Source organism: Nonomuraea sp. WAC 01424 (assembly GCF_003947315.1).
In the GTDB taxonomy this organism is placed as follows: Bacteria; Actinomycetota; Actinomycetes; order Streptosporangiales; family Streptosporangiaceae; genus Nonomuraea; species Nonomuraea spiralis.
In genome coordinates this window covers 189251-214437 of sequence record NZ_QHHZ01000022.1, presented here as the reverse complement: position 1 = coordinate 214437, position 25187 = coordinate 189251, and the positions used below count along the sequence as shown (strand labels likewise).

Sequence of the window (25187 nt, the reverse complement as noted above, 5' to 3'; positions counted from 1 at the left end):
GCGTGCGTGTTCTGATCGTTGAGGACGAACCGGTACTGGCCGACGGCATCGCCGAGTGGCTGCGTCGCGACGCGCTGGCCGTTGACGTGGTCAACGACGGCGGCTCGGCGCTCGAGCGGCTCGGAGTGAACGACTACGACGTGGTCATCCTTGACCGTGATCTGCCCGCCGTCCATGGCGATGACGTGTGCCGATCGATCGTGGAATCGGCCACACGAACCCGCGTTCTCATGCTGACCGCTGCCGCGGCCGTACGGGATCGGGTGGCGGGCCTCCAACTCGGCGCCGACGACTACCTGCCCAAGCCGTTTGCTCTGGCCGAGTTGTCGGCCAGAGTGCAGGCGCTGCTGCGGCGCACGGGGCCCGCCACGCCTCCGGTCCTCAGCCGCCGTGGCATCCGGATGGATCTGGCCAGGCGGGAGGTTTACCGCGATGGGCGTTACGTCGCGCTGTCGCGCAAGGAGTTCGCCGTTCTCGCCGAGTTGCTGCGCGCCGACGGGGCGGTGGTGTCGGCCGAGGACCTGCTGGAGCGGGCCTGGGATGAACACACCGACCCGTTCACCGGCGTCGTGCGGGTGACCATTCTGAAGCTGCGCCGCAAGCTGGAGGTCCCCGTGATCGACACCGTTCCCGGAGCCGGGTACCGGATCGCATGAAGAAGCTCACGATCAGGGCCAGGCTGACCCTGGTGTACGCGGCGTTCTTCCTGGTGGGCGGAGTGGTGCTGCTCGGCGTCACGACCCTGCTGGTGTCCCAGCAGGTGCCATCGGCCATCAGCGGCAAGCACATCCTGTCGTCCACGCCATCTGAACCGCCGATGGACGAGGGACGGCAGATGTTGAGCGAACAGATCCGTACGGCGACCACCACCTCCCTGATGTCGCAGGGCGCGATGGGGTTGCTGCTGGTCGGCGCAGCCTCGGTCGGGTTCGGCTGGCTGGTGGCGGGCCACGCGCTGCAGCCCCTGCACCGCGTCACCGAGACCGCGCGGCGGCTCGCCGGGGGCGCGGGGCGGGGGCTGCACGAACGGATCGTCATGAACGGCCCGCAAGACGAGGTACGCGACCTGGCCGACGCCTTCAACCTGATGGTGGAGCAACTGGACGCGGCCTTCGACGGACAGCGCAGGCTGGTCGCCAACGCCTCTCACGAATTGCGCACCCCGCTGGCCATGAACAGGATGCTGGTGGAGCTCGCGGTCAGCAGGCAGGGTGCCTCGGAGGACTGCATCCAGCTCGGCACGTCGTTGCAGACCGTCAACGAACGGCACGAACGGCTGATCGACGGCCTGCTCACGCTGGCCGACTCCGAGCACGGCATCACCGAGCGCACCCCCGTCGACCTGGCCGACATCGCCGGCCACGTGTGCGACCAGCGCGGCGTGCCCTGCGACGGCGTGGCCGCCGCGGTCACCAGAGGCGATCCGATCCTGCTCGAACGACTGGTACAGAACCTGATCGAGAACGCCGTCGAGCACAACGTGCCCTCCGGCCTCGTCTGCGTGAGCACGAAGACCGTCGGCGAGGACGCGGTGCTGACCGTGGCCAACTCGGGGCCCATCGTGCCGCACTACGAGATCGAGTCGCTGTTCCAGCCGTTCCGGCGTCTCAACCGCGAGCGTACCGGCGGTGGGAGGGGGTTCGGCCTCGGACTGTCCATCGTGCGCTCCATCGCCCGTGGTCACGGCGGCTCGGTATCGGCCGTGCCTCGCCATGGCGGCGGCCTGGTGGTAACCGTGCGGTTGCCGGGCCCGGGCACCGCCTCGCCGCGAGAGGCCGTGTGACGCACTCGGCCGCGCCCCAGGCCGGTGTACGAGACGATTTACGTGCAGAAGTCTTGAGCACGTAGACGGCGGCATCTACCTCTCAACGGCCATCCACGGGACGTTCGAGTCCCGATTCGCCACCTCCCTGGCGCCGACCTCTTCGCACACCTACGAGCAAGACTCCGGCCAACGCGGCGGCCACCCCGATGGCCAGCCAGCCGGGTGACCCGCCGGTGATGGGGCGGCAGTCGGCGACGCACAGGATGGGATCGATTCGTACCAAGTCGGCCCCCTGGAGGATCCACAGCAGACCCAACAGGATGAGGAGTGTCCCGCCGGCGGTCCTGGCGCCCCTGCGCCGCCTCACTGGACGTGCGGGGGAGGGGTGGGGCATCTCGTCTCCTTCGGCTATGCTGCAATTATTCAGGAAGCTTTATAAGGTTAGGTTATAAGGTGGCCGAACAATCTACAAGCGATGAGCCGCTCCTGTTGCCGCTCATCGGGCAGACGTTCAACCTGATCCTCGACGGGCTGCTCCGCCACCTGGTCGAGAACGGGTGCAAGGACCTACGCCCCACTCACTACCTGAACGTGTTCCGGCTGATGGACTGCGGCGGCACCCGGCCCACCACGCTGGCCCGCAGAGCCGGGATGACCCCGCAAGCGATGAGCGAGCTCGTGGGTTACCTGGAACAACACGGCTACGTGCGACGCGTTCCCGATCCGGCTGATGGCCGAGGCAGGGTTGTCATCTTCGCCGACCGGGGCACCCGGGCCGCCGAGATCAGCGCCACCTACTTCGCCGGACTGGAGGCCCGCTGGGTCGGCATCGTCGGGGCCGACGGTATTCAGGGCGTCAAGTCCACCCTCACGCAGATCCTCGCCGACCTGTCGGCCGACAACACCGCAGTTGAGGGCAGTGTCTGAGCAATTACGCCGGGACGATCCGCGTACCCGCTTCGCCTGAGATCAGCGGAGCGGGCGCTGTCATTTCTCCCTCACGTTTCAGCCTTTGAGGTCGTGGGGGTGCAGATCGGGTCGGTTCACTTGAGGGCGCGGCGGGGCAACCAACCGCAGGACCAACTGCTGCAGGACGCGTCCGAGGATGACATGGAGCGAAGTCCCCCGCACCCGAGCCCGCGCCATGCTTGAGCCGCATGGCCACAGGTCAACCTCCGCGACCAACCTTCCGGACCCAGCAGGGCGACAGCTCGCGGGTAGGGGCGGGAACCTTGGTGCCGGTCCCGTTCCTTGTAGTAGGAGCAGTCGTGGCGATCTGTCCGATCCAGAGTCGGCGGGTAGCTGTTCGACCGACAGGAAGATCGGGCTGAGCAGGGTAATACGCGGCCCAATCCACGTCGCTCCCGACAGTCTCCCGGGCGCCTCCCACGGATGGCGACCCGTAAGCGCGGCCTGCCGGCTGTTCAGCCGGCAGTGGTGCCGGCCCCCTGCTGAAACCAGGCAAGCACCTTGGGCAGCGAGAGCCTGAGCGAGGTCAGGTGGTTCACGTCGCCGACATCCATGAGAGACGCATCAACGTGCCGCGCCCGTAGGTCCTTCAGGCAGCTCTCGGAGTTGGCGAGAACCACGTCGCGGTCGCCGGTGGCGGCGAAGAGCCGCACCGGCGCACCGGGCCGCAGGTCGCGGCACGTGGTGTCGTTGCGCCTGATCGCCTTCAACAGCCGGCCCGTAGGCTTGCCGAGCTTGCCGAGATAGGCCGGGGTGAGGAGTTCGTCCACCGTGGACGGCAGAGCGGCCGCGATGGTGCCCAGGTCGTGGCTCCCGTCGAGCAGGTCCGTCACCTTCGCGTCGTACGGCGGGCGGAACGCCTCGGACGGTTCGTCGTAGACGTCGTAGACGCGGTCCATCGAGGTCAGCCAGTACGCGAGATAGAACGCCGCCGAGCGGCCGTCGAGCCTGCCGTCGACCGCGGCGGGAAATTCTGCGTGCTCGATGTCGAACGGGCCGCTGATCGGCGCGATCGCGGACACGTCCAGGTCCCGGTCCTTCTGCAGGGCCGCGCCGAGGGCCATGGCGGCGTGGCCACCCTGGGAGAAGCCGGTCACCATGATCCGCTTGTCGAACGTGACCTGCTGCTGCCCGGCGAGCCTCCGAGCGGCCTTGAGGAGGTCGATGGAGGCGCCGGCCTCGGTGGCGGTATGCATGTACGGGTGCGCGCCCGGTCCTTCGCCCAGGCCGAGATAGTCGGCCGCGGCCGCGGCGAAGCCGTGCGTGGCGAAGTAGACCGGCAGATAGCGGCCTTCCCCCGTCGACGCCACCGAGGGCGCCTCCCGCCTGTCGGCCATTGTGCCGTGGCTGTAGCTGACGACGCGAAGCTCATGGGCGGAGGTCTGGGGCAGGACGAGTGAACCGGTCGCCGTGGTGGGCCCGCCGTTCACGTCAACCGTGCGGTAGCTGACCCGGTAGACGTCGACGCCCTTGGCGTTCTCGATCGCGGGAAAGCCCGCCTTGCCGAGGAACGCGTTGACCTCGCTGCCTGTCATGCGGCTCACCCGCTCGGCCTTCATCAGGGCGCCTCTTGCGGGAGTCGCGGTCGCGGCGGTCGCCGTCACAGGCGCAATGGCCAGGAACGCGGCACAGGTGAGAGCCGCGATGCGGGGGAATTTCTTGATCACGGGAGCACGCTATTCTCCTGTGCAGCCTCGCCCCAAGCAGGGCGTCCCCCGCATAGTGGTAGGGCCAGCCCTACCGAGCAGGACGCCTCGCTGATCAGCCCGAACACCACTTCTGCACGGACATCGGGACGCGGCCGGTCGGTCATTCGATCGTCCGCGCGGACGGCGCTCCCCGAACGGCGTACCCATCCCTGGCAGGCAAGCAGTGACCGGTGGGCCTGGCACACGGGAGCCGGAACACCGCCCGACAGGCGTTCCTGCACACCTTCGTCGCCGGCAACACCGACGCGCTGGGTGGCCCCAGGATTCTGAGACCGTTCCCGCCAGGACCTCCTGCGCCGCCCGCCCCGGGCGCGGGAGTCCCTGGCTGTGTGGCTGGAGGCAGGCCTCGAACAACTCACGCGACCGGGCAGGAGGTGAGCGCACGACGTGCTACGTGACGCTCGTCCACCTACCCATCGACCGGACCGCCGATCGCGTGCGTGACGCCCCGGCGGAGACCATGGCCACGCTGCCCGCCCATCTCAAGCGCTCGCTGACCTGGGACCAGGGCAGCGAGACGGGCCGTCATCACGAGTTCGCCGTCGCCGCCGAGTTGAACGCCAGACCACGAAAGAGGCTCGACCGGGACACCCGCCGAGCTCTTTCTCTCTGCAACCTGCGCCTGACCCGGTGGGACGCAATGCCCGCAGCGGGGCTGTGACTTTGTGGCTGGACGGCGTGATTCACCCGGCGGAATTCGGCGGGCTGTCAGCGGGCCCGATCGGTGGATGGGGCGGCCCGAACGTCATCACGGCACGCCACACCCTACATGGGTGTCTGGTGGAGGAGGACGACCCGCCAGCCCTCGGAGGTCCGGCGATAGACCGTCGACGCATGCCATGAGGACGTCTCATCGCCGCTGGTGCTCGTCAGCTTGTAGGCGACCACGGCTCCTGCGTCGCCGATGGGCTTGACCACAACATCGTGTGCCCGGTTGCGCCGGTCTGGGTTCCCGCTTCCCTTGACGTACATGTCGAGAACCTGCTGCCTGGACACGATGCCGAAATGCCCCATGGCTACGAAGTCATCGGCGCAGTACTCCTCGAAAAACCTCTCGTCAAAGGCGGCGTCCGCGTCCAGCATCCGCTGCTCGAGTTCTACCAGGGTCACTTCGATGTCGCTCATCCGGCCAACTCCTTGTTGTGGGGTGTGCGGCCCACGCTGTCAGCTGTACCTGACGTCCTCTGGCAGGTACAGCCGGCGATCCTGCAATCTCTGACGAGAGCACCATGGGCATGACGGATGTTTTCCCGGAGCGGACCGGTCGCCGCCGTCTGCCGGGGTCGTACCTGCTCCCGGGTGTGCGCGGTGAGCTGCTCGTCCGGCTCGGCCGACTCGAGTTCGGTGATCAGGAGTGACCAGGTTTGCCGAGGGTGAAGCCGACGATGGCTCCGCCGCCGGGCCGGTTGGTGGCGAAGGGGTTGCCTCCGTGGCGGAGTGCGACGTCCTTGACGATGGCGAGGCCCAGGCCGGAGCCGGGAAGCGAGCGGGTGGCCACGGCGCGGTAGAAGCGGTCGAAGACGCGTTCCAGGTCGTGCTCGTCGATGCCGGGCCCGCGGTCGCGGACTTCGATCCGCCCGCCGTCGGCGATCAGCTCGATCGGCTGGATGCCGTCAGGGTCGAATTTCGCGGCGTTGTCCAGGAGGTTGGAGATGGCGCGCTGCAGTGCGGCGGGCCGTACGGTGACGACAGCGGGGGTGGCGTGCACCAGGATGTCCCGCCCGGTGCGGCGCCGAGCAGCGGCGGCTGCGCGCTCGGCGAGCTCGGCGAGCTGGAGGTCGATCGGCTCCTCGTGACCGCGTTCGTCGGCCGCCAGCTGCACCAGTTCGTCGACCAGGTGGGTCAGCTCGCGCGATTCCTGGCTCAGGTCGTGCAGGAGGTCGGCTTGGGCCTGCGGCGGGAGTTCGCCGAAGCGCCGCAGGACCGCGATGTTGGTGTGCAGGCTCGTCAGCGGGGTGCGCAGCTCGCCAGGGCGCTGATGAACCGCCCGGCCCTGCTGCTGGCCGACGAACCGACCGGGGCTCTGGACAGCCGCTCGGGCCGGCAGGTGATGGACCTCCTGACCGAGCTCAACAGGCTCGGTCATACCCTGTTGATCGTCACCCACGACGCGCAGCTGGCGGACCGTTGCGCCACCCGGCTGGTCGAGTTCAGCGACGGCAGGATCGTGCGCGAGCGGACGCCGGAGCGGGCCTCATGAGCGCGGTGTGGCGAGCCGCCCGCGCGGCGACCTGGCGGCGCAGACTCCAGACGGTCGTGATCGGCGCTCTGGGCTCGAAGCTGGAACTCCCCGGGGGCGTGTCGCTCACCGTCGTCGGCTTCGCCACCAGCATGAGCCAGTCCGCGGGGGCCTGGGTCATGCCCGACCAGCTGGCTCGGTTCGAGGCGCCCGCCGTACAGATGCTCTACCGCTTCACCTCCGCCGCGACGGAGGAGCAGCTGCGGTCGAGCCTGGCGGGCATCACCGCGGCGCTGCCCCGGGGATCGCTGGACGCCTCCCGCTCCTACATCTCCCTCAAGGCGGCCTTCTCCGGGCCCAGCGACGACTACCTGCCCTTCATGACGCTCTTCGGCATCCTCGGACTGGTCGTCTCCGTACTGATCGTCGGCAACGTGATCAGCGGCGCGGTCATCTCGGGCTTCCGGCACATCGGGGTGCTCAAGGCCTTGGGCTTCACGTCCAACCAGGTGGTCGCCGTCTACCTTGTCATTGTCGGCCTGCCTGCCGTGGCCGGAAGCGTCCTGGGCGTCGCACTCGGCGGCCTGTTGACGGTACCCGTGCTCGAGGCGGCCTTCCAGGGGATCGAGACCGGTACCGCCACCATCGCCGTGGGAACCTGGGTACAGGTCATATGCGTGCTCGGTGTGCCCGTCCTCACGGCGCTCGCCGCGCTGGTCCCTGCCCTGCGGGCGCACCGGCTGCCCGCAGCGTCGGCGATCAATGTGGGGAGCGCGCCGCACGCCACCCGCGGCCTGCGGATGCAGCGCCTGCTCAGCGGGACCAGGCTGCCACGCGCGCTCAGCCTTGGCCTGGGCCAGCCCTTCGCCCGCCCCGGACGCTCGGCCATGACCTTGGGCGCCGTCGTGCTCGGCGTGACCACGGTGACCCTGTCCACTGGCCTGACCAGCACCCTCCTCGCATTCGATGAAGCATCGGGCGGCGGGCAGTCCACCGAGTTCTTCGTCCGCGCCGGCAGGCCGGGGCTGGGACAAGCCACGCGCAAGCTGAACGACCGGGAGACCGAGATGATGCTTCGCTCCCTTCCTGGCACCCTCACGGTCACCCCCGGCGTCTTCGTGGGCGTGGACCTGGCCGGATCCCAGCAGCCGCTCGACGTCCAGTTCCTGCGCGGGGACACCCCGAGCCTGGCCTCCCAGATCGTCAGCGGACGCTGGCTCGAAGGGCCGGACGAGGTCGTCGTACCGCCGGCCTTCCTGTCACAGCGCGGGCTGAACGTCGGCGACCAGATCACACTGGTGCTCAGAGGCAAGCAGGTACGAGCCAGCATCGTCGGCCAGGCCATGGAAGGCGGCCCCCGCTTCATCTGGTCCTCCTGGCAAACGCTCACCGGACTGGCCCCGCAGATCCAGGCCGACCTCTACCAGGTCCGGCTCAGGCCCGGCGCCGACGCCGGTTCCTACGCCCGCGCGGTCAAGGCGGCCGACCCCGGCCTGCGCGCGGAGATCGACGCGGACAAGGGTGAGTCCATCGGCACTGCCACCGTGGTCGGCTTCGCCTTGGTGTTCACCACGCTGCTCACGTTCGTCGCGGCCCTGGGCGTCTTCAACACCGTCCTGCTGAACACCAGGGAGCGCCGCCGCGACCTGGGCATGCTCAAAGCGATCGGCATGACGCCGCGGCAGGTCACGGCGATGACGATGACCTCCATGACGTTGCTGGGCGCGGCCTCGGGGCTGCTGGGCATCCCCATCGGGATGGCTGGGCACCGTGTCATCGTCGACAACGTCGGTTCCATCGTCTTCCCTGACTCGACGAAGGACGTATGGCACGTACCGCAGCTGGCCCTGCTGGCCCTTGCAGGCGTCACGATCGCCGTCCTCGGCGCGCTGGTCCCGGCGAGGTCGGCGGCGCGTCTGACGATCGCCAAGGTTCTGCACAGCGAGTAGACGCGCTTCTGGCCGGCCCGCGGATCGGAGGAGGCGAGGCCGGCGTTCTTGAAAGAGCAGCCGTCGTCGGCCAGGCGATCCTGAGAGCCGCAGCAGCGCCGCCTGCTGTCTGTGGCGGGTGGAACTCCGGACCCGCGCTGCGCGTCTTCCTTCAGTGACCACGTCAGCTCGGAGGAGCTGATCGCGATCATCGAAAGGCGTGGTGGACCAGGCGCTCCCGCTTCCGCCCACGAGGCATGGGCTGCGCCGGTCAGCCCGCCGCCGGCTCGGTGAGGCGGGCTTCGAGGCCGGCGAGCACGCGCTGAGCCGCCACGGACGAACTTCCCGCGCCGAGTCCACCAAACGCCAGTGGATGCCGCGGGCCGGGTCGTGACGCCTTCGGGGCCTGGGGCCAGTTCGGCCGTTCCATCTCATGGGATGTGATCGATGAATTAGGCTCCTCCTGCTCTACGGGGATCGGACTGCCGGGAACGCGGGTGCCCATCGGCCTCGATCGCCACCTGGGGGAGAGCCGAAGGCGCACCAGGGCGGCATTGCCCCTTGTCGTCGCCGAAAGGTGGTTGAACATGGGACGTCAGCTCACGGTGGCCCTGGCGTGGTCATCGCCTGCCCCACACCGCGCGGATCACTTCGGCCGTGGCTCGCAGGACACGTGCGCGATCGGCCGAGGCGCATCCCCGGACGGCCACCCAGACCATGAGTACGGCGGTCGTGGCCACGCACACCAGGCTGATGACCGGCACCAGCACCCACAGCGCAGAGTTCATCGACGTGTCCCTCCCGTGATCGGCAGCCGGAGGATCGGCTGCGGTGGGTGTCAGTACACCGTGCGGGCAGCCGGCGTCCAACGATTGCCGGAGCGGCCGGATGGAGGGCCTTCCGGCCCAGGTCAGCATGCCTACCGGCGCCCGTCCGGCCGGACGGGCCGGACGCGCTGGACGGGCCGGACGCGCTGGACGGGCGCCCGCTCCGGAGAGTTGCGCGCATGACCGGTGACGGCGATCTGCCCGCCACGCGAGCGGTGTTGCGAGATGCGTTGAAGGCGCTGGAGGAGGCGGCCCGCGAGTGCACACCCAGGCTGCGGCGCCGTGACCTGATCGACCGGGCCAACGAGTTGCTCACCACGCGGCAGGCGACGGCCAGACTGACTCCGCAGACGGTCAGCGACTGGTTCCGCAAGGGCAGCACCGCTCAGGACTTCGTGCCGTTGTGGACGCTGGTCCGCGTGCTGCTGGAGCACGCCGGCAGCACGCCTGCCTACGACCTGAGGCACGCCTGGTGGCACAACCAGCATGAGCTGTGGAAGAAACGCTGGGAGCAGGCCCGCGCGGCCGGCGCTCAGGACGGACGATCGAGTCGTGGCCCGGCGGCGGGGGAGACGTGCCCGTATCCGGGGCTGCACTCGTTCAAGGGGGAGGAGGCCGAGTGGTTCTTCGGGCGGGAGGCACTGGTCAGCAGCGTCATGGACCGGCTCGAACTGTGCCTTGCCGACTGCAGCCCGCTGGCCGTCGTCGCGCCCTCCGGTGCCGGCAAATCGTCGCTGCTGCATGCCGGGGTGCTTCCGGCGCTGGCCAACGGCCAACTGCCTGGCTCCCGGCATTGGCCGCAGCTGCTGCTCACCCCCACGGCTGATCCGCTCGCAGCGCTCGCCGGGAAGCTCGGCACCCTGATCGGGGCCGACGAGGCGCTGCTCACAGCGACGCTGGAGGACCGTCCCGACGGGCTGGGCGCTCTGATCCGCGAGCGGCTCGGACTCCCGTCTGACGGCAGGGTCGTCCTGGTCGTCGATCAACTGGAGGAGCTGTTCACGCTCTGCCAGGACGAGTCCGCACAGCGCCGATTCGTGACCGCGCTCGCCGGCCTGACCGCGACAGCGGCACACATGCCCCCGCCCAGCGCAGAACCGCCCGTCGCGCTGGCTCTCTACGGTTTGCGCGCGGATTTCTACGGCTCCTGCGCCGACTTCGCCCATCTTCGCGACGCGCTGGCGAAGCATCAGGTCTTCATCGGTGCGATGACCGACGACGAGGTGCGCAGGGCCGTCACCGAACCGGCCCGGCGAAGCGGCCTGTCGCTCGCCCCGGGCCTGGTCGACATCATCCTGCGCGATCTGCGCGGCCGGGCCGGCCCGCACGGAGGCACCTACAAGGCCGAACGGTTGCCGCTGCTCGCGCACGCTTTGCGGGTGACGTGGCTGAACCGCAGAGGCAACGCCCTGACTTTGGACGGCTACCGCGCCTCCGGCGGCATCGACGGCGCGGTCGCCACCACCGCGGAGAACGAGTTCGGGAAGCTGACGACGCCGTCCGCCCAGCAGGCGGCCCGGGCGTTGTTCCTCGGTCTGGTCAGGATCGGCGAGAACGGCGAGGTCACCAGCCGCCGCCGTACCCATGAAGACCTGTTGCTGGCTGCCGCCGACCCGCGGACCGCCGGGGAAGCCGCCGAGCACTTCACCCGCGCCCGGCTGCTCACCCAAGGGGTGGAGCGGGAGGACGCCTCGGTCACGGTCGAAATCACTCACGAAGCACTGCTGTGGGCCTGGCCACGGCTGCGCGACGACTGGATCGGGCAGGGTGCGAGGGGGGCGAGTGCCCTGATTCGCCAGGAAGCGGAAGACGCGGCCGTTGCCTGGGAGCGTAGCCGGCGCAAAGACGTATCGGCCCTGTACGGGGGCGGCAGGCTGGAGCTGGCCCGCAGTTGGGCGGCGGGCGTGAGCCGCGCGGAGGTCAGCCCGCTCGTCAGGGCGTTCATCGCCGCTTCCCAGCGGCACGAGCGGCACAAGCGGCGGATCCGGAACGCGGTGGTGAGCACGGTATGCGTGCTCGGGCTGCTTGCCTCGGGGTTGGCCATATTCGCGCTGGACAAGCAGGGTGCCGCCGTCGCGGAGCGTGACAACGCGATCTTCGAACGGGTCACGGCGGAGGCCGACCGCCAGCGCGAGACCAATGGAGCGCTTGCCGCACAGCTCGACCTGGCCGCGTATCGGATGCGGCCGACGCCCGCACTACGTACCCGGCTGATGACGGAGGCGGGGGCCGTGTCGTCCACGACGCTGCCGGGACACTACCCGAATGCCCCCGTGGTCGCCTTCGGTCCGGACGGCAACCTCGCCACAGGCTCCAGCCGGCTGCGGCTCTGGGACGTGTCGGACTGGACTCGCCCGGTACCCCTGACCTCCGAGCTCAGCGCTGGAGATCGAGTCGCCGTGCAGCAGCTCGCCTACAGCCCGCGAGGCGACCTGCTGGCCCGCGGCGGTTCGGATGGCACCATTCGGCTCCTGGACGTCTCCGATGCCAGACACCCGGTGGCGCTGTCAGCTCCGGTGACCGTGTCGAAGGGCATGGTGGTGAGCCTGAAGTTCAGCGCCGATGGCCGGACCTTGGCCCTCGGCACCAGATCAGAGACCTCCGGCACAACGACGAGCACCGTGCAACTGTGGGACGTCGCGGATCCGCGACGTCCCCGGCGACTGAGCACCGTGCTGTCCCGGCAGCGTGAAGGCGTCACGTCCGTCGCGTTCAGTCCGGACGGGACCACGCTCGCCGTCACCGGAGGCACCGGTCCTGGGGTTGACCGCAGGCTGCTGACCCGGCTGTGGGACGTGTCGGATCCAGCCCGTCCCACCCCGCTGGGCGGCGAGCTGGGCGGGCACACAGGCGTCGTTCACCAAGTGGTGTTCGCCCCCGGGGGACAGATGATGGCCACCGCCGGGGGCGACAACAGGGTGCTGGTCTGGGACATCGTGGACCGCAAGCGGCCGAGGGTGAGCGACACCCTCTTCCTGTCCACGACCGTGAGCGCGGTCGCTTTCAGCCCGGACGGGCAGGTGCTGGCCACCGGGGACAACTCCGGGAGCATCTACCTCTGGAACACCGGCGCCCCGGCCCATGTCAGAACGCTCGGCCCCCCGCTTCCAGGGCACGCCAGCGTTGTCAGCAGCCTGGCCTTCGACTCCACGGGACGCACCCTTGCCAGCGCCAGTGGCGACGGCACGATACGGCTGTGGCGATCGCCCCCGACACTGGCCGTCACGGGCGGCGGCCTGTCCGTCAACTCGCTGGCGATCACGGGCGACGGCCGCCTGCTCGCCGTGGCCTCCGGGTTCCACGTCACGCTCTGGGACGTCTCCGACCCGGGCCGCCTGATCCCGCTCGGCACGCTCCCGTCGCCCCCCTACATCGTGGACGCGGTTGCCTTCAGAAACGGCAGGTCAGGTACGTCCGAGAAGACCATCTTGGCCACTGGTGACCGTGGAGGCGCCGTACGGCTGTGGGACGTCTCCGCGCCCGCCCGTCCGGTGGATCTCGGTAAAGCACCGGCCGGGCAGCTCGCGTCGATCTCCGCGTTGGCCTTCGACGCCACAGGGCACACCCTGGCCGCGGCCTCGATGAATCTCCAAGGCGGCTACTCCGGCGCACTGCGCGCCTGGGACGTGACGGACCCGGCCCACCCCACAGCGCTCGGCGGTGAGCTGCGCGGACAGCCACTGCCGATCAAGGGCATGGCGGCCGCACCCCGGGGACCGTACCTCTACAGCAGCGAAGTGTTCGGCACGATCCACGTCTGGCGGACGGGCGACGGAGTCGTTCCCGTGCCGGCCGGCCGTGTCGCCACCAATCAGCTGCTCATGTCGCTTGACGTCAACATCCGTTCGCTGCTGGCTGTCGGCGGAGGGGACAACACGGTCCGGTTGTGGGACCTGTCGCGGCCGGACTCCCCGAAGGCCGTCGGGACGCCGCTGCCCGCCGGCGGCGTGGTCTCCAGTGTGAGCTTTTCTCCGGACGGCAGGCTGGTCGCCAGCGGCGCGGTGGGCCAGATCCGGCTGTGGGACACCTCCACCCCCACGTCCGCCTCCGCTCACGGACTCCCGGTCACCGGCCACAACGGCTCGGTCAACGCCTTGGTGTTCAGCCCACGCGGAACCCTGCTCATCAGCGGCGGCCAGGACGGTACCGTACGACTCTGGCAGACCGACCCGGAGCGTGCCTTCGCGATCCTGTGCGCGTCGACACGTCACGCCATGACACCCGACCTATGGAAGAAGTACGTGTCACCCGCCCTGGTCTACCACCCGCCGTGCAGCAAGTGAGCGGTCGGCCTGGTCGCGGCGCCGGCGGCCGGGCAGCAGAGCAGCTGGTACGGCGGCGGCCAGCGCGAAACCGAACGCCCACCAGAAGGCTCCTTGAAACCCGGTGTTCCACTGCAAGGTGGTGGCGAGAACGGCGGTGCCGAAAGAGCCGCCGACCTGCTGCAGGATGCGGGTACCGCTGCTGGCGTGCGGGATCTGCGCAGGGGCCAGGCCCTGGTAGGCGCCGGCCATCACGGCGATCGTGACCGCCGACAGACCGGCCCCGAAGATCGCCGCGGCGATCCCGAGGACCACCAGGTCGGTGTCGGTGTCCGCCTGGGTGAAGGCCAGCATCCCCGCCGCCGCGAGCAGCACGCCCGCCAGCACGACAGGCCGCGGCCCGAGCCGGTCGGTGAGCCTGCCCACCGCCGAGCGAACGACCAGGCTGCCGATGCCCTGCGGCACCAGCAGCAGCCCCGTGATCTCCCAGTTCGCGCGGCGTGCCCACTCGGTGATCGCACATCCGGGTGTCAAGGACCTGACCGAACGTGAAGGCGAGGTGACGGCCTGGGTCGCGGCCGGCCTGTCCAACGACGAGATCGCGGCCCGTCTGGCGATCAGCGCGGAAACCGGGCGCACCCACGTCAGCCGGGCAATGCTCAAACTCGCGGCCCGTGACCGCGCCCAGCTGGTGGTGTTCGCCATGCAGTCCGGCCTGGCCCCTCCGATGTGAGCGCGCATGCGCCATCCCTGCCGGCGACGGGGCGGCGTACGGTGCGCACCTGCATCACCGAGGGAGACGAGCAGCACGTCACAGCAACGCTATGTCCCGGGTGACGCTCGACCTCATCGGCGTCACGGGTGCCTTTGCGCCGGCTGTCTCCTTGCTCTACGGCCGTTCTGGCGACTTCGTAGTGTGCTCCCAGCGTTCGAGGAGGAGGGCGGGGGAGGGCGTGGTTCCGGGCAGTTGGGGGTGGCCGGGGCGTAGGCCGTCGAGAGCGATGGCGATCGCACGCTTTCGGGCGTTACGGGCCGCGTCGATCAGGTCGGTACGGTCCTGCCGGTCGAGTTGTTCGATCAAGGGGGACTTGCCGAGTTGTTCGATCAGTAGCGAGATGTCCATGGCGGTGGCGTCCGGTCTGAGTACTCCGGCGGCGTGCGCGCGGGCCACCAGATCTCGCATCAGCTCGTCGGACCTGGTGAACTTGGCGGCCATCTCGTCGGTGACGGCGATCGTGCCGGCCAGCGGCCCGAGGGAGCCGCCGCTGAACTCGATGCAGGCGCTGACGTAGTGAGAGAGCCCTTCCCAAGGGTCGTCATGCTGCAGGCCGTGTTCGGCGGCCTGAATCCACTGATCGAGGGACAGCGCGCACAGGTGCTGGAAGAGCTCGTCCTTGGAGCGGTAGCGGCGGTAGAGGCTGGCGATGCCGACTCCGGCGCGTGCGGCGATCGTCGCCACCGATGCGTGGGCTCCGTCCACGGCCAGGACCTTCTTGGCGGCCTCCAGGAGCGCGTGATCGTTGCGTTCGGCTTCTGCGTGCCGCGGAGCTTTGCGGGCCATGCGTTCACTGTAGTCGCGTTGCGAAGCGATTCACTCCGTTATAGCTTTCACAAACGAAGTGAATCTATCCGTTTGGAGGAAGTGTCATGCGAGCTGTGGTGATGGAGGAGTTCGGAGGGCCGGAGACCCTGCGAATCCGGCAGGTCGAAGATCCCGTGCCAGGGCCGGGGCAGGTGCTCGTCGCGGTGGCGTATGCGAGCGTGACGTTCGTCGAGACGCAGGTGCGCTCGGGCAATGGGCCGTTCGGCAGGCCCGCGCTGCCCCGCGTACCCGGCAATGGCGTGGGGGGTCGCATCGTCGCCGTCGGACCGGACGTGGACCCCGTCCTGGTGGGGACGGTCGTGGTCACCACCACGGGCGGCGAGGGCGGTTACGCGGAGCTGGCGCTCGCTCGAGCGCAGGACGTGGTTCCGGTTCCCGCGGGGCTGGAGCTCAAGGACGCGGTCGCGCTGCTGGCCGATGGGCGTACGGCGCTGTTGTTGCACAGGCAGGCGGAGATCAGGCCGTCGGAGCGGGTGCTGGTGGAGGCTGCGGGCGGGGGTGTCGGCAGCCTGCTGGTGCAACTCGCCGCCTCGGCGGGTGCCCACGTGATCGGCGCCGCCCGGGGTGTCGGCAAGGCAGAGCTGGTCACCTCGCTGGGTGCGTCCGCCTATGTCGACTACTCCCGGGACGACTGGCTGGAGCAGTTGGCAGAGGCGACCGGCGGCGCCGGGCTCGATCTCGCCTACGACGGGGTCGGCGGCCGGATCGGCACCGAGGCGATCGGGGCCCTGCGTGACGGCGGGCGCGTGAGCATCTACGGAATGGCCAGCGGCGCCGACACCGTACTCGACGAAGACGAGCTCCGGGCACGCTCCATCGGCGTCATCGGGCTCACCTCCGCGCCGAGCCCCGCCCAGACCCGGGCGCTCATCGTCGATGCGCTGAACCTCGCGGCCGACGGCGCGTTGCGGCCGGTCATCGGCCAGACGTTCCCGCTCGAGGCGGCAGCCGCCGCGCATCAGGCGATCGAGTCGCGGACCACCACCGGCAAGACCCTGCTCATCCCCGCCGGCGACGCGCGCGGCTGAGATCGGAACCCTGGTGTCCTCCGAACCTGCCGCGAGAGCCGGGGCTCGCGAGTGGATCGCCCTGGCGGTCCTGGGCGTTCCCGCTGTGCTGGTCATGATGAACATGTCGTTGCTCTAGCTGGCGCTGCCGAGCCTGAGCGCCCGCCTGGAGCCCGACGGCGTCCAGATGTTGTGGATCACCGACATCTACGGCTTCATGGTCGCCGGATCGCTGGTCACGATGGGCGTCCTCGGCGACCGCCTGGGGCACCGCCAGATCTTGCTGGCCGGCGCCGTCGCCTTCACCGGCGCCTCCGTCAGGCTTCACCCTGCCGTCCGCCGGTGTGCTGGTGGCGGGCCTGGTGATCGGCGCCGTCTTCGTACGCCGTCAGCGGGTGTCGGCCGACCCGCTCCTGGAGGTGGGGTTGTTCCGTGTCCCCGCCTTCACGGTCTCCGTCACGGGCATGGTGCTGGTCGGGACCGTACTGTTCGGGACCAGCCTGCTCACCACGCGATACCTGCAATTGGTGCTCGGCTTCTCTCCACTGGAGGCCGGCCTGTGGCAACTGCCCAGCGCGGTCGCCGGTAGCGTCGTTGCCCTGGTGGTGTCCGGAGGACGTGGGGGCGGCGAGCAGCAGAGCGGCGGCTCGGGCGAGGACCTGCGCCCGGGTACGGCCACCGTGGTCGGCGGCCAGGAAGTGTTCGCCGATCGCCACGCAGAAGGCGAGCAGGCTGCGTGCCTCGACCTCCTCGGGGTCGGAGCAGAAGCTGCCGATCATCTCGCGCAACAACGCCATACGCCGGTTGTCCACCCGCCGCAGGCGTACGGCGACCGCCTCGTCGCGCCTGGCCCAGTCGCGTACGGCGAGGTCGATGGGCAGCAGGCGGTCGTCGGAGAAGGTGAGCACGCCCGCACGCTTGATCTTGGACCTCGGGTCGCCACCCTCGCGTTCGACGCGCTCGATCACCTCGTCGGTGCTCTCCCGCTCCCAGGTGTCGAGCATCGCCTCAAGAAGCGCCTCCCGGTCGGCGAAGTACCCGTAGAACCCGCCCTTGGTGACGCCGAGCCGCTTGGCCAGCGCCTCCACGCGCACCGCGTCGGGGCCACCGGCGGCCAGCGCCCGCAACCCCTCCTCGATCCACCCGTCACGTGTCGTACGGATCGCGCCCACAGTGTGTGCCACCTCACTCAGGATCCATATATACGCCACCGTATAACCATGGTTAACCTCAGTATACGGCAGCGTATACATTTGGAGGGATCATGAGGCTCCCGAACGCCGCGTACACCGGCCGCCCCTGGCGCATCCACGACATCGCCGGAGGTTTCGAGCTGGAGGACGTCTGGGCGATCCGCACCCCCGGCGCCGGACGGGAGGACTTCCCCGCCGTGCTCGCCGCGATGCGCGACTTCGGCGGCGCCCCTCTGCCGCTGCGGTTCCTGTTCGCGGTGCGCTGGAAGCTGGGTGTCCTGTTCGGCTGGGACAGGGCCTCGGCGGGCATCGGGCTGCGTGTCCCGTCCCTGTGCGACCGCCTGCCCGCTGACCTGCGCCGGAGCCCGCGTAGCGCTGGCGCGGGTCTGGCGCCCTTCTCTCCGGTGTACACGCTGGACGACGAATGCGCGCTGGAGCTGGCGAACCACACCGTTCACGCGGTGATGCACCTGGCATGGGCACCGGCCTCCGGCGGCGGGCACGAACTCCGCATGGCGGTCCTCGTACGCCCCAACGGCCTGCTCGGACGGTTCTACATGGCCGCCATCACGCCGTTCCGAAGGCTCTTCGTCCTTCCGGCCTTCACCCGGCACCTGGAGCGCGCCTGGCGGGACCGCGGCGCGGGCGTCGTGCACTCGGCCGTCGGGACGGGCGACATCCCGCCGTCCGCCCGCGCGGCGACCTCCTTGCCCGTCATCGACTACGCCGACCACTTCAGCCTGGCCACGGACGTCGAGGCGACGGCGGAGCAGTGGGCGCGGGCGATGTTCGGCGACGTGCCCAGCGCGGCGGAACGGTTTATCTGGCGGGGCCTCCTGGGGCTCCGGCTCGCCCGCGGCCGATCGCCGGCCACCGTGGCCGGGTGGCGGATCACCGCGCGTGGCGGCGACTGGATCCGGCTGGAGGCCGCGTCCTGGTTCCTGACCGGCAACCTCGTCGTACGGGCGGCGGAGGGACGGGTGTCACTGACCACCCTCCTGCGCCATGACCGGCGCGTCGGGCACGTCGCGTGGCCGCCCCTGTCGGCGATCCATCGCCGGCTGGTTCCCGGGGTGCTGCGCGGCGCCGTGGCGAGGATGGCCCGCGACGGCGTCCGGTAGTTCCCGGTCAGGCCCTTCGGAGCCGTACCTGACCGGGAACGGCGTGGTCAGCCGCGCTTGGCGGGCGGCCACCCGTGACCCCAGCCGCCCTGGACCATGGTCTGGAACGCCCACCCGTCCTCGGTACGCACCAGCAGGTCGGCGTAGTGCATGTGGTGCTTCTCGCCCTCGATCGCCATCGACGCCTCGGTCTCCACGACCACCAGGTTGGGGGTGAGGAAACGCGGGGTACGCGTCGAGCGCAGGTCGAGCCCGGCGGTGCCGCCGCCCATGGACTGCTTCATCGCCTCGACGTACTCGGCCCGCGTCCACTGGCGGACGCTCGCGTGGCCGCCCGGCGCGTCGGTGGCCACGTTCATCGGGAAGACCGCCAGGTCGGCGAGCTGCTCGATCGCGCCCTGCTCGGCCAGCGCATCGTAGTCGGCGAACCACTGCTCGATGTTCTTCAGTTCCTCGGCGCTCGGCTGGTACATACTGCCCCTCCTCAAGTCGTACAACGTACCGTACACCATACGGGAACGTGTACGGCCCGTCTGCCGACGGTCGCGTCCCGAGGGCTCGCTCACCAGTGACTCCGGGCACTCACGCCCCGGTCACCACGACGTCCTCGCTCCTGACGAACATGATGCGGTGGCCGAACTGGATCTGGTGGTACTCCTGGGTGCCACGGACCACCCGATGCTGCGTGGTGTCGAAGGTCGTCGCCTTGTAGAACTCGCCGACGGTGGTCAGGCCGACCGTGTACGACTGCCCGGCCGCGAACGTGTACTGCAGCGGGATCAGCGGCTGCACCTCCACGTCCGGCGGGTACGCCGCCGCCTCCGGGTACGCGCGGCCGTACACCGGAACGGAGTCCAGACCGGGCCGGGGCGTCGCCATCCGGGCCCGGCTGGGCACGGCCACGGGACCGGACTCCGGATTGTGGAACCACGCCTTCTGGCCCAGGTACCAGATGGCGGTCCAGTCGTCCCGCCGCTCGGCGACGACGTAGCGCTGCCCGGTGACGGCGCGGGCGGCGTGATCGTACACGCTGAACGTGGACTGGTCCGTCGGGTGCTTGCCGATGTCCTTGACGAGGGGCGCTTCCTCGCGCGGCTCGGTGTGCAACCAGATCGAGGCCGACCCGTGGGCCGGGCAGTCGGCCGCGGGGTGGTCGTTGTCGCAGCCGATGTAGTGAGGACGGGTGCGGTCGTAGTCGGGCAGGATCATGACCGTGGCCGTACCGGAATCGCCGTCGGGGCGCAGCGGAGCCCCCATCAGGTCGAAGAAGTGGGCCCAGTCCCAGTACGGTCCCGGGTCCTCGTGCATCTTCTGCACCTTCTCCGGCAGCAGGCTGGGCACGTTGTCATGGCCGAGGATGTGGGCGCGATCCAGCGGGACGCCGAACCTGTCGGCCAGATACCGCACGAGCTTGGCGGACGTACGGTACATCGCCTCGGTGTACCAGGTGCCGCCGGCGGCGAGAAAGCCCTCGTGCTCCAGGCCGATCGCCTTGGCGTTGACGTACCAGTTGCCGGCGTGCCAGGCCACGTCCTTGGTGAGCACGTGCTGGGCGAGGTGGCCGTCGTGCGAGCGCAGCGTGTAGTGCCAGCTCATCTCCGCCGGGTCCTGTACGAGGTCGAGCGTCTTGGCGTACAGCTCCTCGGTGTCGTGGATGACGATGTACTGGATCGTCTGACTGGTGGGGCGGTCGGCGATGTCGTGGTTGCCGTACTTGCCGTTCGGCAGTTGGCTGTAGGGCGCCGGGATCCACTCGCAGGACAACGAACCTGGGCACTCCACGGCGTCCGCGCGGGCCAGCCGGGGCAGGTTCAGCCTGGCCAGCCAGGCGCGGGACGGATACACCTCGGGAGAGGGCGGCAGCCTCACCTCGGTACCGGTGTCGGTCATCCGGGTGGCGCCCTCGTGGATGACCTCGTACACCTCGTCGGCGAAGTTCGCGGCGACCTCCTCGGCCGTGGCGCCCGAATAGCGGGCCACCGCGCCGTACCAGTCGGCGGGGTCGGCGCTCGCCGGGGCGCCCAGGGCGCGCTGGTAGTCGGCGAGCAGCGCCGCGCCGCCGTCGATGTTGGCGGCCGGGTCCTTACGCAGGCGCTCGACGCTCTCCCCGGTCAGCTCGGCGGCACGTTCCAGGGTGTGCAGGGACGCGGGAAGACCGCCCCGCCGCTCCACCGGCTCAGCGGGACGCAGCGCAGGCCGGGAGTCGTCGCCGCGGGGGTCCTCGTCCCCGTCGATGTGGTGGTGCCGCGAGGTGCGCAGGGTGGCGCCGTCGGTGAGGTGCATGGGGCCGAACCCGGCGGCCGTACTGGGCTCGCCGCCGTTGCAGTCCCAACGCGACTCCATGTACGAGACGGCGAGCAGGACGCTCTCCGGTACGCCATATCTCCTGGCGGCCTGTTCGAACGCCTTCGTCATCGTGGCCATCACCACCACCTCCACCTGCACCGTCGCATGGAGATGCGCCCAGCTGGCGGCAACATGTCATAGTTTTCCGCTTTCTTGCAGCACCGCAACAAGCCACCGACCGACCGCCGTACGATCCCGCCTGCCGGCCGTCGGAACACGAGGGAGACAGAAGGGGAGAACGTGGCTTGGGGCCTGAGGGTCAGCAGCCGCCGCAGCCGCATGCCGAGGGGCCGCACGCGCTCGCCCCGGCCGGGGCCCTGCGGGCGGCCTTACGGCGATGCAGCCACCACATGCCGCCTGCCGCGGCCAGCAGGAGGCCAGCAACGGCCAGGAGCGTCTGTTCGGCGAGCGCCGCGCCCGCCCCGGTCAGGAGTCCGGCGCCGATCAGGACCGGCAGTGCGCAGCAGGCCGCGCACGCCAGCACGGCCAGCATGGCAGCGACCTTGCTGCGCCGGGGTGGCCCGCCGTCGACGCCGCCATCATGGTTGTTGCTCACGTAGGTCAGTTCTCCTTCGGGGACGGCCTTCGGCCAGGTCGGCGATCTCGGTTCGGGTACGGGCGTCGGATCGGGGGTGGGATGGCCGCGTCGCCCGGTGCTGGGCAACTCGGCCACCTCCTCCAGGACGAAGCCGAGCCGCTGCGCGGCCTTGATCACGGTCGGCAGGGTGACCGTCTCCGGCTGGTAGGCGCGATGGCCGCCGAGGCTGCGCCGGGTTCGTCGATCAGTCCGCGGCGCCGTGGGATGGCAGGGGCTGCAGGTTGACCCCGGCCTCAGGGCGTCCGCCCCGTTCCAGCCGTGGGTATGGTCGCGCGACTGCCCTCGAAGGCCGGCCCGGCCTCGGCCCAGCCCTGCTTGCCACCGGCATAGACGCGAACGTCGGCGCAACCCAGCCGGGCGAACGCGGCAGCGGCGACGGCGTCCGTTGACAGGGCCTCCACCAGCTGCACGGTCCCGGTCTGAAGGAGGGCGAGCGGGCCCTTGCGGCTGATGCGCTCCATCACCATCGTCACCCCGAGCTCAAAAGGCGGGCGCCACCAGCAGGAGGTACACCACGACAGGAAAGGCGATCATGGAGGCGGCGAACCACAGCCGCACCGGCCAGTGCCCGATCACCATGGGCAACGTGATCCGGCCGAGCCGGCGATCACCGTCGACATCGCGGACGTCCTCGAAACGCAGCGGTACGTTGAAGGCGATCGCCAGAACGAGGATCCACCTCCAGCCGGTGGCGTCGACGGGCCCCGCGAGCTGCCAGGCGGCGGCGAGTTGCGCGACCGTGCCGGCCAGCAGGGGCACCGGTTTGACGAGCAGGTAGTGCCCGGGCCGGACCAGCAGGTGCAGGCCGATGACGATGGCCTGCCACAGCGCCACCCACATCAAGGTGCCGGTCGCCCAGCCCAGCAGGCCATAGGCGGCCATGGCGATCCAGAATCGGCGCAGCAGGCCGGAGGGGGTGGTCAGGGCGGCGGGCACGGGCCGGTACGGCTTGTTGACCGCGTCCTCGACCGCGCCCTTGGCCTGATTGGACGTGTCGAAGATGTAGGCGAACAGGCCGAACAGCAGGCCGCTGATGACCAGGTGCCGCGCCAGCGGCCAGCCGCCGATGTCGTGGTGGGCACACGCCGCCGCGGTGAAGGTCACGCCCGGCAGCCAGGAGGCGACGGCGTTGTCGGCCATGAGCCGGCCGGTCAGCTTGATCTCGCCGAGGAGGCGCTGTGCCGGGAGATGCGAACGAAGGGCGGGGCTGGTCGCGGCCATGAGAGGCGTCCTGATGCGATGGGGCCGGGGGAGGGGGGCGTCGGCCCGGCCGCCGGGGGAGCGGCCGGCAGGCGTGGAGAGACCGGTTCTCGTCGCCGCCACTCTGGTCGGCCCTGGCAGAGTGGGCGCTGGGCCGCCCGTCTGCTCGCACGGCTCTGCGAGCCTCGACTCGCCACAGGCAGCGGGCGGTGGTGGGGTCGGCGGGTCAGGCGGGGAGTTGCCGGCAGTTCTGGCCGTTGATCCACAAGGCGCCTTCGGCCCAGCCGGACCTGCAGAAGTAGCTGACGCCGGAGTTGCTGTCGCGGATGACGAAGTCCGACACCGGCCCCCAGTGGGTGGTGTCACAGGAGCGCGCGAAAACGTCGGGCAGCTGCGCCGACACCTCGCGGCAGGAGAAGACGCCGGCTCGTGCGGCCTGGGCCGTGCCGGCAGTGGTGGCCACCGCCGGGACGGCGGTCAGGGCGACGGTGAACGCGCCGAGTACCAGGGCTTTCGCGGCGGCTCGGCATGTCTGCCGTGTTGCGTACATGATGTTCTCCTCTCGGATGGTCACATCCCAACCCTATACAGACAGTAATGTCGTAACTACTTTCCGTAGGGTAATAGTGTCCGTCCCTAAGCCGATCGGACCATCGGCGGCCATCGCGGACCTTTTCGGCTGATACGGCCGTTCAGTGAGCTGCGTGCTTGCGGAAGGTTCGGAACCACCGCACGGGGTCGGCGGGAGGACGAGGGCGATGTCGTACGGGTGTCACCAGTCGTCGTCCGTCGTGGCGTCGGCGTTGCCCTGCGGTTCCGCTATGTGCCGGTGGACAGTCGGCTTGCGGCCTGGTCCCATGGCTGAGGCTCGGTCAGGTCGTCTCTGTCGGAGGCGTCCTCCTCGAACCAGCCCGTCCCCGCGAGCCACGTCTCCAGCCACGCCGCGAAGCTGGCGGAGTCGAGGAACCAGCACGGATCCCACGAACCGCCGCTGTACGGGTTCGGCTCGAAAAGCAGGACCTGACCGTCCTCGCTGAGACAATCCACGCCCGCGTACATGGCACAGCCCCAGGTCAGGATCGGCACGATGCCTTCGGGCCACTCCGGATGCTCCACTCCAACGGACGCCGCACGCCGCGTCAGGTATTCGTCAGTGACGCTGGATCCCGGACCAAGCAGTGGCAATAGTTGGTAGTCAGGGCCGAAGCCGCCGTCAGCGACCTCGCGATACAGGCGCGCAAGCAGGGGATGCAGCCCGAAGCCCAGTTGAGCCTCGGCCTCCCCGATTCGGGCGTCGGCGACAGGTGCGGGAAGGTCCGCGTTGTCTGATGCGGCCCGGATGGCAACGCGTTGCACGAGGTCATCGATGGCGGTCATAACCGGTGATGCTGTCAGAGCCCACCGACAATGTCGGCGACCGAGGCCACCGGGCTGAGTCACAGGAAGTTCGGACAAGCGTGCATCACCAAGAGAACGCGAAGAGCTGCCTCATGGCGATGATCGCCGGGCCGCGGCGACGGGCATTGGCCCACGGCGGTCATCGCGGCTGCTGTTCCGCGATGACCGCCCAGTCGTCCGCCCCGCGACCGTCGGCGATGGCCTGATCGAAGACAGTCCGCAGGAGTTCACCGATCGGGAGTGGGATGTCGTGGTCGTTCGCAGCATCGAGCGCGAGGTGGAGGTCCTTGCGGCCCAGGAACGTAGTGAATCCGGGCGGCTGGTAGCGCCGTTCGGCGATCATCGACCCGTAGCCGGTGTAGACGGCTCCCGGGAAGAGTGTTGAGGTCAGCAGTTCGACGAACTGCCCCGAGTCGACACCGGCGCCTTCCGCGAGGCTGACAGCCTCGCCCAGCGACTGGATCGCGCAGGCGATCAGGTAGTTCCCGAGGATCTTCACGATGTTGGCCTGCTCCGGACGATCGCCGAGTCGCCAGGTCCGCGAGCCGATCACGTCGAAGAGCGGCTGCACGCGGTCGATCAGCCCCTGCTCGCCCGCCGTGAGGATGTTGAGTGCTCCGGCTTCGGCGACCGGAGCACGGCCGAAGACCGGTGCTGCGACGTACCCGACACCATGCTCAGCGTGCGCCGCGCCGGCCCGGCGAGCCAGGCCGGCGCTCACCGTCGCGAGGTTGACGTGAACGATCCCGCCCGGGGCCTGAGCGAGAACACCGGAGTCGATGAACGTCTCGGCGACGGCCCGGTCATCGGCCAGGACCGAGAAGACCACCGGCGAGTGCATGGCCTCGGTGACCGAGGCGGCTCGCCGGGCACCCGCCGCGACAAGCTCGTCCGCGGGCCCGTCGGAGCGGTTCCACACCACGACGTCGTACCCGGCCCTCAAGAGGTTGCGTGCGATGGGACGCCCCATTGCTCCCAGACCGATGACCGCGATGTTGCTCATGCGGAGAACCCTCTCTATGAACCGTCTAAGGTGGTTCCACGATGCCATGGGGGTACCATCATGTCGAACTGGCTAAGAC

The 25187-nt window shown here is 69.6% G+C and carries 24 protein-coding genes and 1 pseudogene; 9 read left to right on the top strand and 16 right to left on the bottom strand.

All coding sequences use genetic code 11. From position 1 onward, the window contains the following. Positions 1 to 2: 2 nt before the first annotated feature. The 3 genes from DMB42_RS45415 (at position 3) to DMB42_RS45400 (ending at position 2692) form a co-directional block, all read left to right on the top strand. Entirely contained in the window at positions 3 to 656 is a 654-nt protein-coding gene (locus DMB42_RS45415; protein WP_125646139.1) for a response regulator transcription factor, read from the top strand. Beyond that, positions 653 to 1783: a HAMP domain-containing sensor histidine kinase gene (locus tag DMB42_RS45410; RefSeq protein WP_125646137.1), complete on the top strand. Its 1131-nt coding sequence runs from the start codon at positions 653 to 655 to the stop codon at positions 1781 to 1783. Before DMB42_RS45415 ends, DMB42_RS45410 begins: the two co-directional genes overlap by 4 nt. A 471-nt stretch (positions 1784 to 2254) precedes the next feature. After that, positions 2255 to 2692, top strand: coding sequence for a MarR family winged helix-turn-helix transcriptional regulator (locus tag DMB42_RS45400; protein WP_125646135.1), 438 nt, complete (start codon positions 2255 to 2257; stop codon positions 2690 to 2692). 497 nt (positions 2693 to 3189) lie between these two features. Here the strand turns inward: DMB42_RS45400 and DMB42_RS45395 are convergent, their stop codons facing one another. Beyond that, positions 3190 to 4401 (bottom strand): S9 family peptidase, encoded by a 1212-nt coding sequence (locus tag DMB42_RS45395; protein ID WP_125646133.1) that lies wholly within the window; start codon positions 4399 to 4401, stop codon positions 3190 to 3192. A gap of 436 nt (positions 4402 to 4837) precedes the next feature. Between DMB42_RS45395 and DMB42_RS56540 the strand changes: the two genes are divergently transcribed. Then, the gene (locus DMB42_RS56540; protein WP_185845207.1) at positions 4838 to 5104 is read left to right on the top strand and encodes a hypothetical protein; all 267 of its coding nucleotides are present in this window, start codon (positions 4838 to 4840) and stop codon (positions 5102 to 5104) included. Between the two features lie 104 nt (positions 5105 to 5208). Here DMB42_RS56540 and DMB42_RS45385 read toward each other — a convergent pair whose 3' ends face one another. The 3 genes and pseudogenes from DMB42_RS45385 to DMB42_RS56535 all read right to left on the bottom strand — a co-directional run. Then, complete coding sequence (locus tag DMB42_RS45385) at positions 5209 to 5568, bottom strand: nuclear transport factor 2 family protein (RefSeq protein ID WP_125646131.1); 360 nt, start codon at positions 5566 to 5568, stop codon at positions 5209 to 5211. Between the two features lie 223 nt (positions 5569 to 5791). Next, complete coding sequence (locus DMB42_RS45380) at positions 5792 to 6265, bottom strand: sensor histidine kinase KdpD (RefSeq protein ID WP_260478322.1); 474 nt, start codon at positions 6263 to 6265, stop codon at positions 5792 to 5794. Positions 6266 to 6304: 39 nt separating this feature from the next. Continuing rightward, positions 6305 to 6529, bottom strand: a pseudogene (locus DMB42_RS56535) (hypothetical protein); the annotation flags it as partial. A gap of 110 nt (positions 6530 to 6639) precedes the next feature. Here DMB42_RS56535 and DMB42_RS45375 point away from each other — a divergent pair. Further along, positions 6640 to 8571 (top strand): FtsX-like permease family protein, encoded by a 1932-nt coding sequence (locus tag DMB42_RS45375; RefSeq protein WP_125646127.1) that lies wholly within the window; start codon positions 6640 to 6642, stop codon positions 8569 to 8571. 599 nt (positions 8572 to 9170) lie between these two features. Here the strand turns inward: DMB42_RS45375 and DMB42_RS53835 are convergent. After that, entirely contained in the window at positions 9171 to 9338 is a 168-nt protein-coding gene (locus DMB42_RS53835; protein ID WP_185845206.1) for a hypothetical protein, read from the bottom strand. Positions 9339 to 9796: 458 nt separating this feature from the next. Between DMB42_RS53835 and DMB42_RS45370 the strand changes: the two genes are divergently transcribed. After that, the gene (locus DMB42_RS45370) at positions 9797 to 13660 is read left to right on the top strand and encodes a WD40 repeat domain-containing protein (RefSeq protein ID WP_185845205.1); all 3864 of its coding nucleotides are present in this window, start codon (positions 9797 to 9799) and stop codon (positions 13658 to 13660) included. Here DMB42_RS45370 and DMB42_RS45365 read toward each other — a convergent pair. Continuing rightward, positions 13622 to 14173, bottom strand: a complete 552-nt coding sequence (locus tag DMB42_RS45365; RefSeq protein WP_185845209.1) for an MFS transporter — start codon at positions 14171 to 14173, stop codon at positions 13622 to 13624. The two genes, DMB42_RS45370 and DMB42_RS45365, sit on opposite strands and share 39 nt — an antisense overlap. On the opposite strand from DMB42_RS45365, the gene DMB42_RS45360 reads away from it, so the two are divergent. Continuing rightward, positions 14091 to 14372: a response regulator transcription factor gene (locus tag DMB42_RS45360; protein WP_125646121.1), complete on the top strand. Its 282-nt coding sequence runs from the start codon at positions 14091 to 14093 to the stop codon at positions 14370 to 14372. The two genes, DMB42_RS45365 and DMB42_RS45360, sit on opposite strands and share 83 nt — an antisense overlap. Before the next feature lie 156 nt (positions 14373 to 14528). Here DMB42_RS45360 and DMB42_RS45355 read toward each other — a convergent pair whose 3' ends face one another. Continuing rightward, positions 14529 to 15200: a TetR/AcrR family transcriptional regulator gene (locus tag DMB42_RS45355; RefSeq protein WP_125646119.1), complete on the bottom strand. Its 672-nt coding sequence runs from the start codon at positions 15198 to 15200 to the stop codon at positions 14529 to 14531. An 86-nt stretch (positions 15201 to 15286) separates the two neighbouring features. Here DMB42_RS45355 and DMB42_RS45350 point away from each other — a divergent pair, with 86 nt between their 5' ends. Continuing rightward, positions 15287 to 16270 (top strand): zinc-binding dehydrogenase, encoded by a 984-nt coding sequence (locus DMB42_RS45350; protein ID WP_125646117.1) that lies wholly within the window; start codon positions 15287 to 15289, stop codon positions 16268 to 16270. Between the two features lie 296 nt (positions 16271 to 16566). On the opposite strand, the gene DMB42_RS55680 is transcribed toward DMB42_RS45350, so the two are convergent. Beyond that, positions 16567 to 17433, bottom strand: a complete 867-nt coding sequence (locus DMB42_RS55680) for a TetR/AcrR family transcriptional regulator (protein WP_260478321.1) — start codon at positions 17431 to 17433, stop codon at positions 16567 to 16569. A gap of 80 nt (positions 17434 to 17513) precedes the next feature. On the opposite strand from DMB42_RS55680, the gene DMB42_RS45335 reads away from it, so the two are divergent. Further along, positions 17514 to 18563 (top strand): DUF2867 domain-containing protein, encoded by a 1050-nt coding sequence (locus DMB42_RS45335; RefSeq protein ID WP_125646115.1) that lies wholly within the window; start codon positions 17514 to 17516, stop codon positions 18561 to 18563. A gap of 47 nt (positions 18564 to 18610) precedes the next feature. Here the strand turns inward: DMB42_RS45335 and DMB42_RS45330 are convergent, their stop codons facing one another. From DMB42_RS45330 to DMB42_RS45290, 8 genes are all read right to left on the bottom strand, one after another. Next, positions 18611 to 19036 (bottom strand): nuclear transport factor 2 family protein, encoded by a 426-nt coding sequence (locus DMB42_RS45330; protein WP_125646113.1) that lies wholly within the window; start codon positions 19034 to 19036, stop codon positions 18611 to 18613. Positions 19037 to 19145: 109 nt separating this feature from the next. Beyond that, a complete protein-coding gene (locus DMB42_RS45325) occupies positions 19146 to 20987 on the bottom strand; it encodes an N-acetylmuramoyl-L-alanine amidase (protein WP_125646111.1) in 1842 nt (613 codons plus the stop codon). 181 nt (positions 20988 to 21168) lie between these two features. Beyond that, entirely contained in the window at positions 21169 to 21624 is a 456-nt protein-coding gene (locus tag DMB42_RS55675) for a hypothetical protein (RefSeq protein ID WP_260478320.1), read from the bottom strand. A gap of 116 nt (positions 21625 to 21740) precedes the next feature. Further along, the gene (locus tag DMB42_RS45315) at positions 21741 to 21980 is read right to left on the bottom strand and encodes a hypothetical protein (RefSeq protein ID WP_125646109.1); all 240 of its coding nucleotides are present in this window, start codon (positions 21978 to 21980) and stop codon (positions 21741 to 21743) included. 7 nt (positions 21981 to 21987) lie between these two features. Beyond that, a complete protein-coding gene (locus tag DMB42_RS45310; RefSeq protein WP_125646107.1) occupies positions 21988 to 22728 on the bottom strand; it encodes a UbiA family prenyltransferase in 741 nt (246 codons plus the stop codon). A gap of 205 nt (positions 22729 to 22933) precedes the next feature. Further along, complete coding sequence (locus DMB42_RS45300; RefSeq protein ID WP_125646105.1) at positions 22934 to 23257, bottom strand: hypothetical protein; 324 nt, start codon at positions 23255 to 23257, stop codon at positions 22934 to 22936. Positions 23258 to 23526: 269 nt separating this feature from the next. Continuing rightward, positions 23527 to 24084, bottom strand: coding sequence for an SMI1/KNR4 family protein (locus DMB42_RS45295; RefSeq protein ID WP_125646103.1), 558 nt, complete (start codon positions 24082 to 24084; stop codon positions 23527 to 23529). Positions 24085 to 24244: 160 nt separating this feature from the next. Further along, the gene (locus DMB42_RS45290; protein ID WP_125646101.1) at positions 24245 to 25156 is read right to left on the bottom strand and encodes an NAD(P)-dependent oxidoreductase; all 912 of its coding nucleotides are present in this window, start codon (positions 25154 to 25156) and stop codon (positions 24245 to 24247) included. Positions 25157 to 25187: the final 31 nt, after the last annotated feature.

Bases quoted from the DNA above. Each gene is read 5' to 3' on its own strand.
- DMB42_RS45360 (WP_125646121.1), top strand. From the start codon at position 14,091: ATGCCCTGCGGCACCAGCAGCAGCCCCGTGATCTCCCAGTTCGCGCGG.
- DMB42_RS53835 (WP_185845206.1), bottom strand. From the start codon at position 9,338: ATGAACTCTGCGCTGTGGGTGCTGGTGCCGGTCATCAGCCTGGTGTGC.
- DMB42_RS45330 (WP_125646113.1), bottom strand. From the start codon at position 19,036: ATGTACCAGCCGAGCGCCGAGGAACTGAAGAACATCGAGCAGTGGTTC.
- DMB42_RS45310 (WP_125646107.1), bottom strand. From the start codon at position 22,728: ATGGCCGCGACCAGCCCCGCCCTTCGTTCGCATCTCCCGGCACAGCGC.
- DMB42_RS45355 (WP_125646119.1), bottom strand. From the start codon at position 15,200: ATGGCCCGCAAAGCTCCGCGGCACGCAGAAGCCGAACGCAACGATCAC.
- DMB42_RS45385 (WP_125646131.1), bottom strand. From the start codon at position 5,568: ATGAGCGACATCGAAGTGACCCTGGTAGAACTCGAGCAGCGGATGCTG.
- DMB42_RS45325 (WP_125646111.1), bottom strand. From the start codon at position 20,987: ATGGCCACGATGACGAAGGCGTTCGAACAGGCCGCCAGGAGATATGGC.
- DMB42_RS45335 (WP_125646115.1), top strand. From the start codon at position 17,514: ATGAGGCTCCCGAACGCCGCGTACACCGGCCGCCCCTGGCGCATCCAC.
- DMB42_RS45350 (WP_125646117.1), top strand. From the start codon at position 15,287: ATGCGAGCTGTGGTGATGGAGGAGTTCGGAGGGCCGGAGACCCTGCGA.
- DMB42_RS45375 (WP_125646127.1), top strand. From the start codon at position 6,640: ATGAGCGCGGTGTGGCGAGCCGCCCGCGCGGCGACCTGGCGGCGCAGA.
- DMB42_RS45295 (WP_125646103.1), bottom strand. From the start codon at position 24,084: ATGACCGCCATCGATGACCTCGTGCAACGCGTTGCCATCCGGGCCGCA.
- DMB42_RS45300 (WP_125646105.1), bottom strand. From the start codon at position 23,257: ATGTACGCAACACGGCAGACATGCCGAGCCGCCGCGAAAGCCCTGGTA.
- DMB42_RS45410 (WP_125646137.1), top strand. From the start codon at position 653: ATGAAGAAGCTCACGATCAGGGCCAGGCTGACCCTGGTGTACGCGGCG.
- DMB42_RS45290 (WP_125646101.1), bottom strand. From the start codon at position 25,156: ATGGCATCGTGGAACCACCTTAGACGGTTCATAGAGAGGGTTCTCCGC.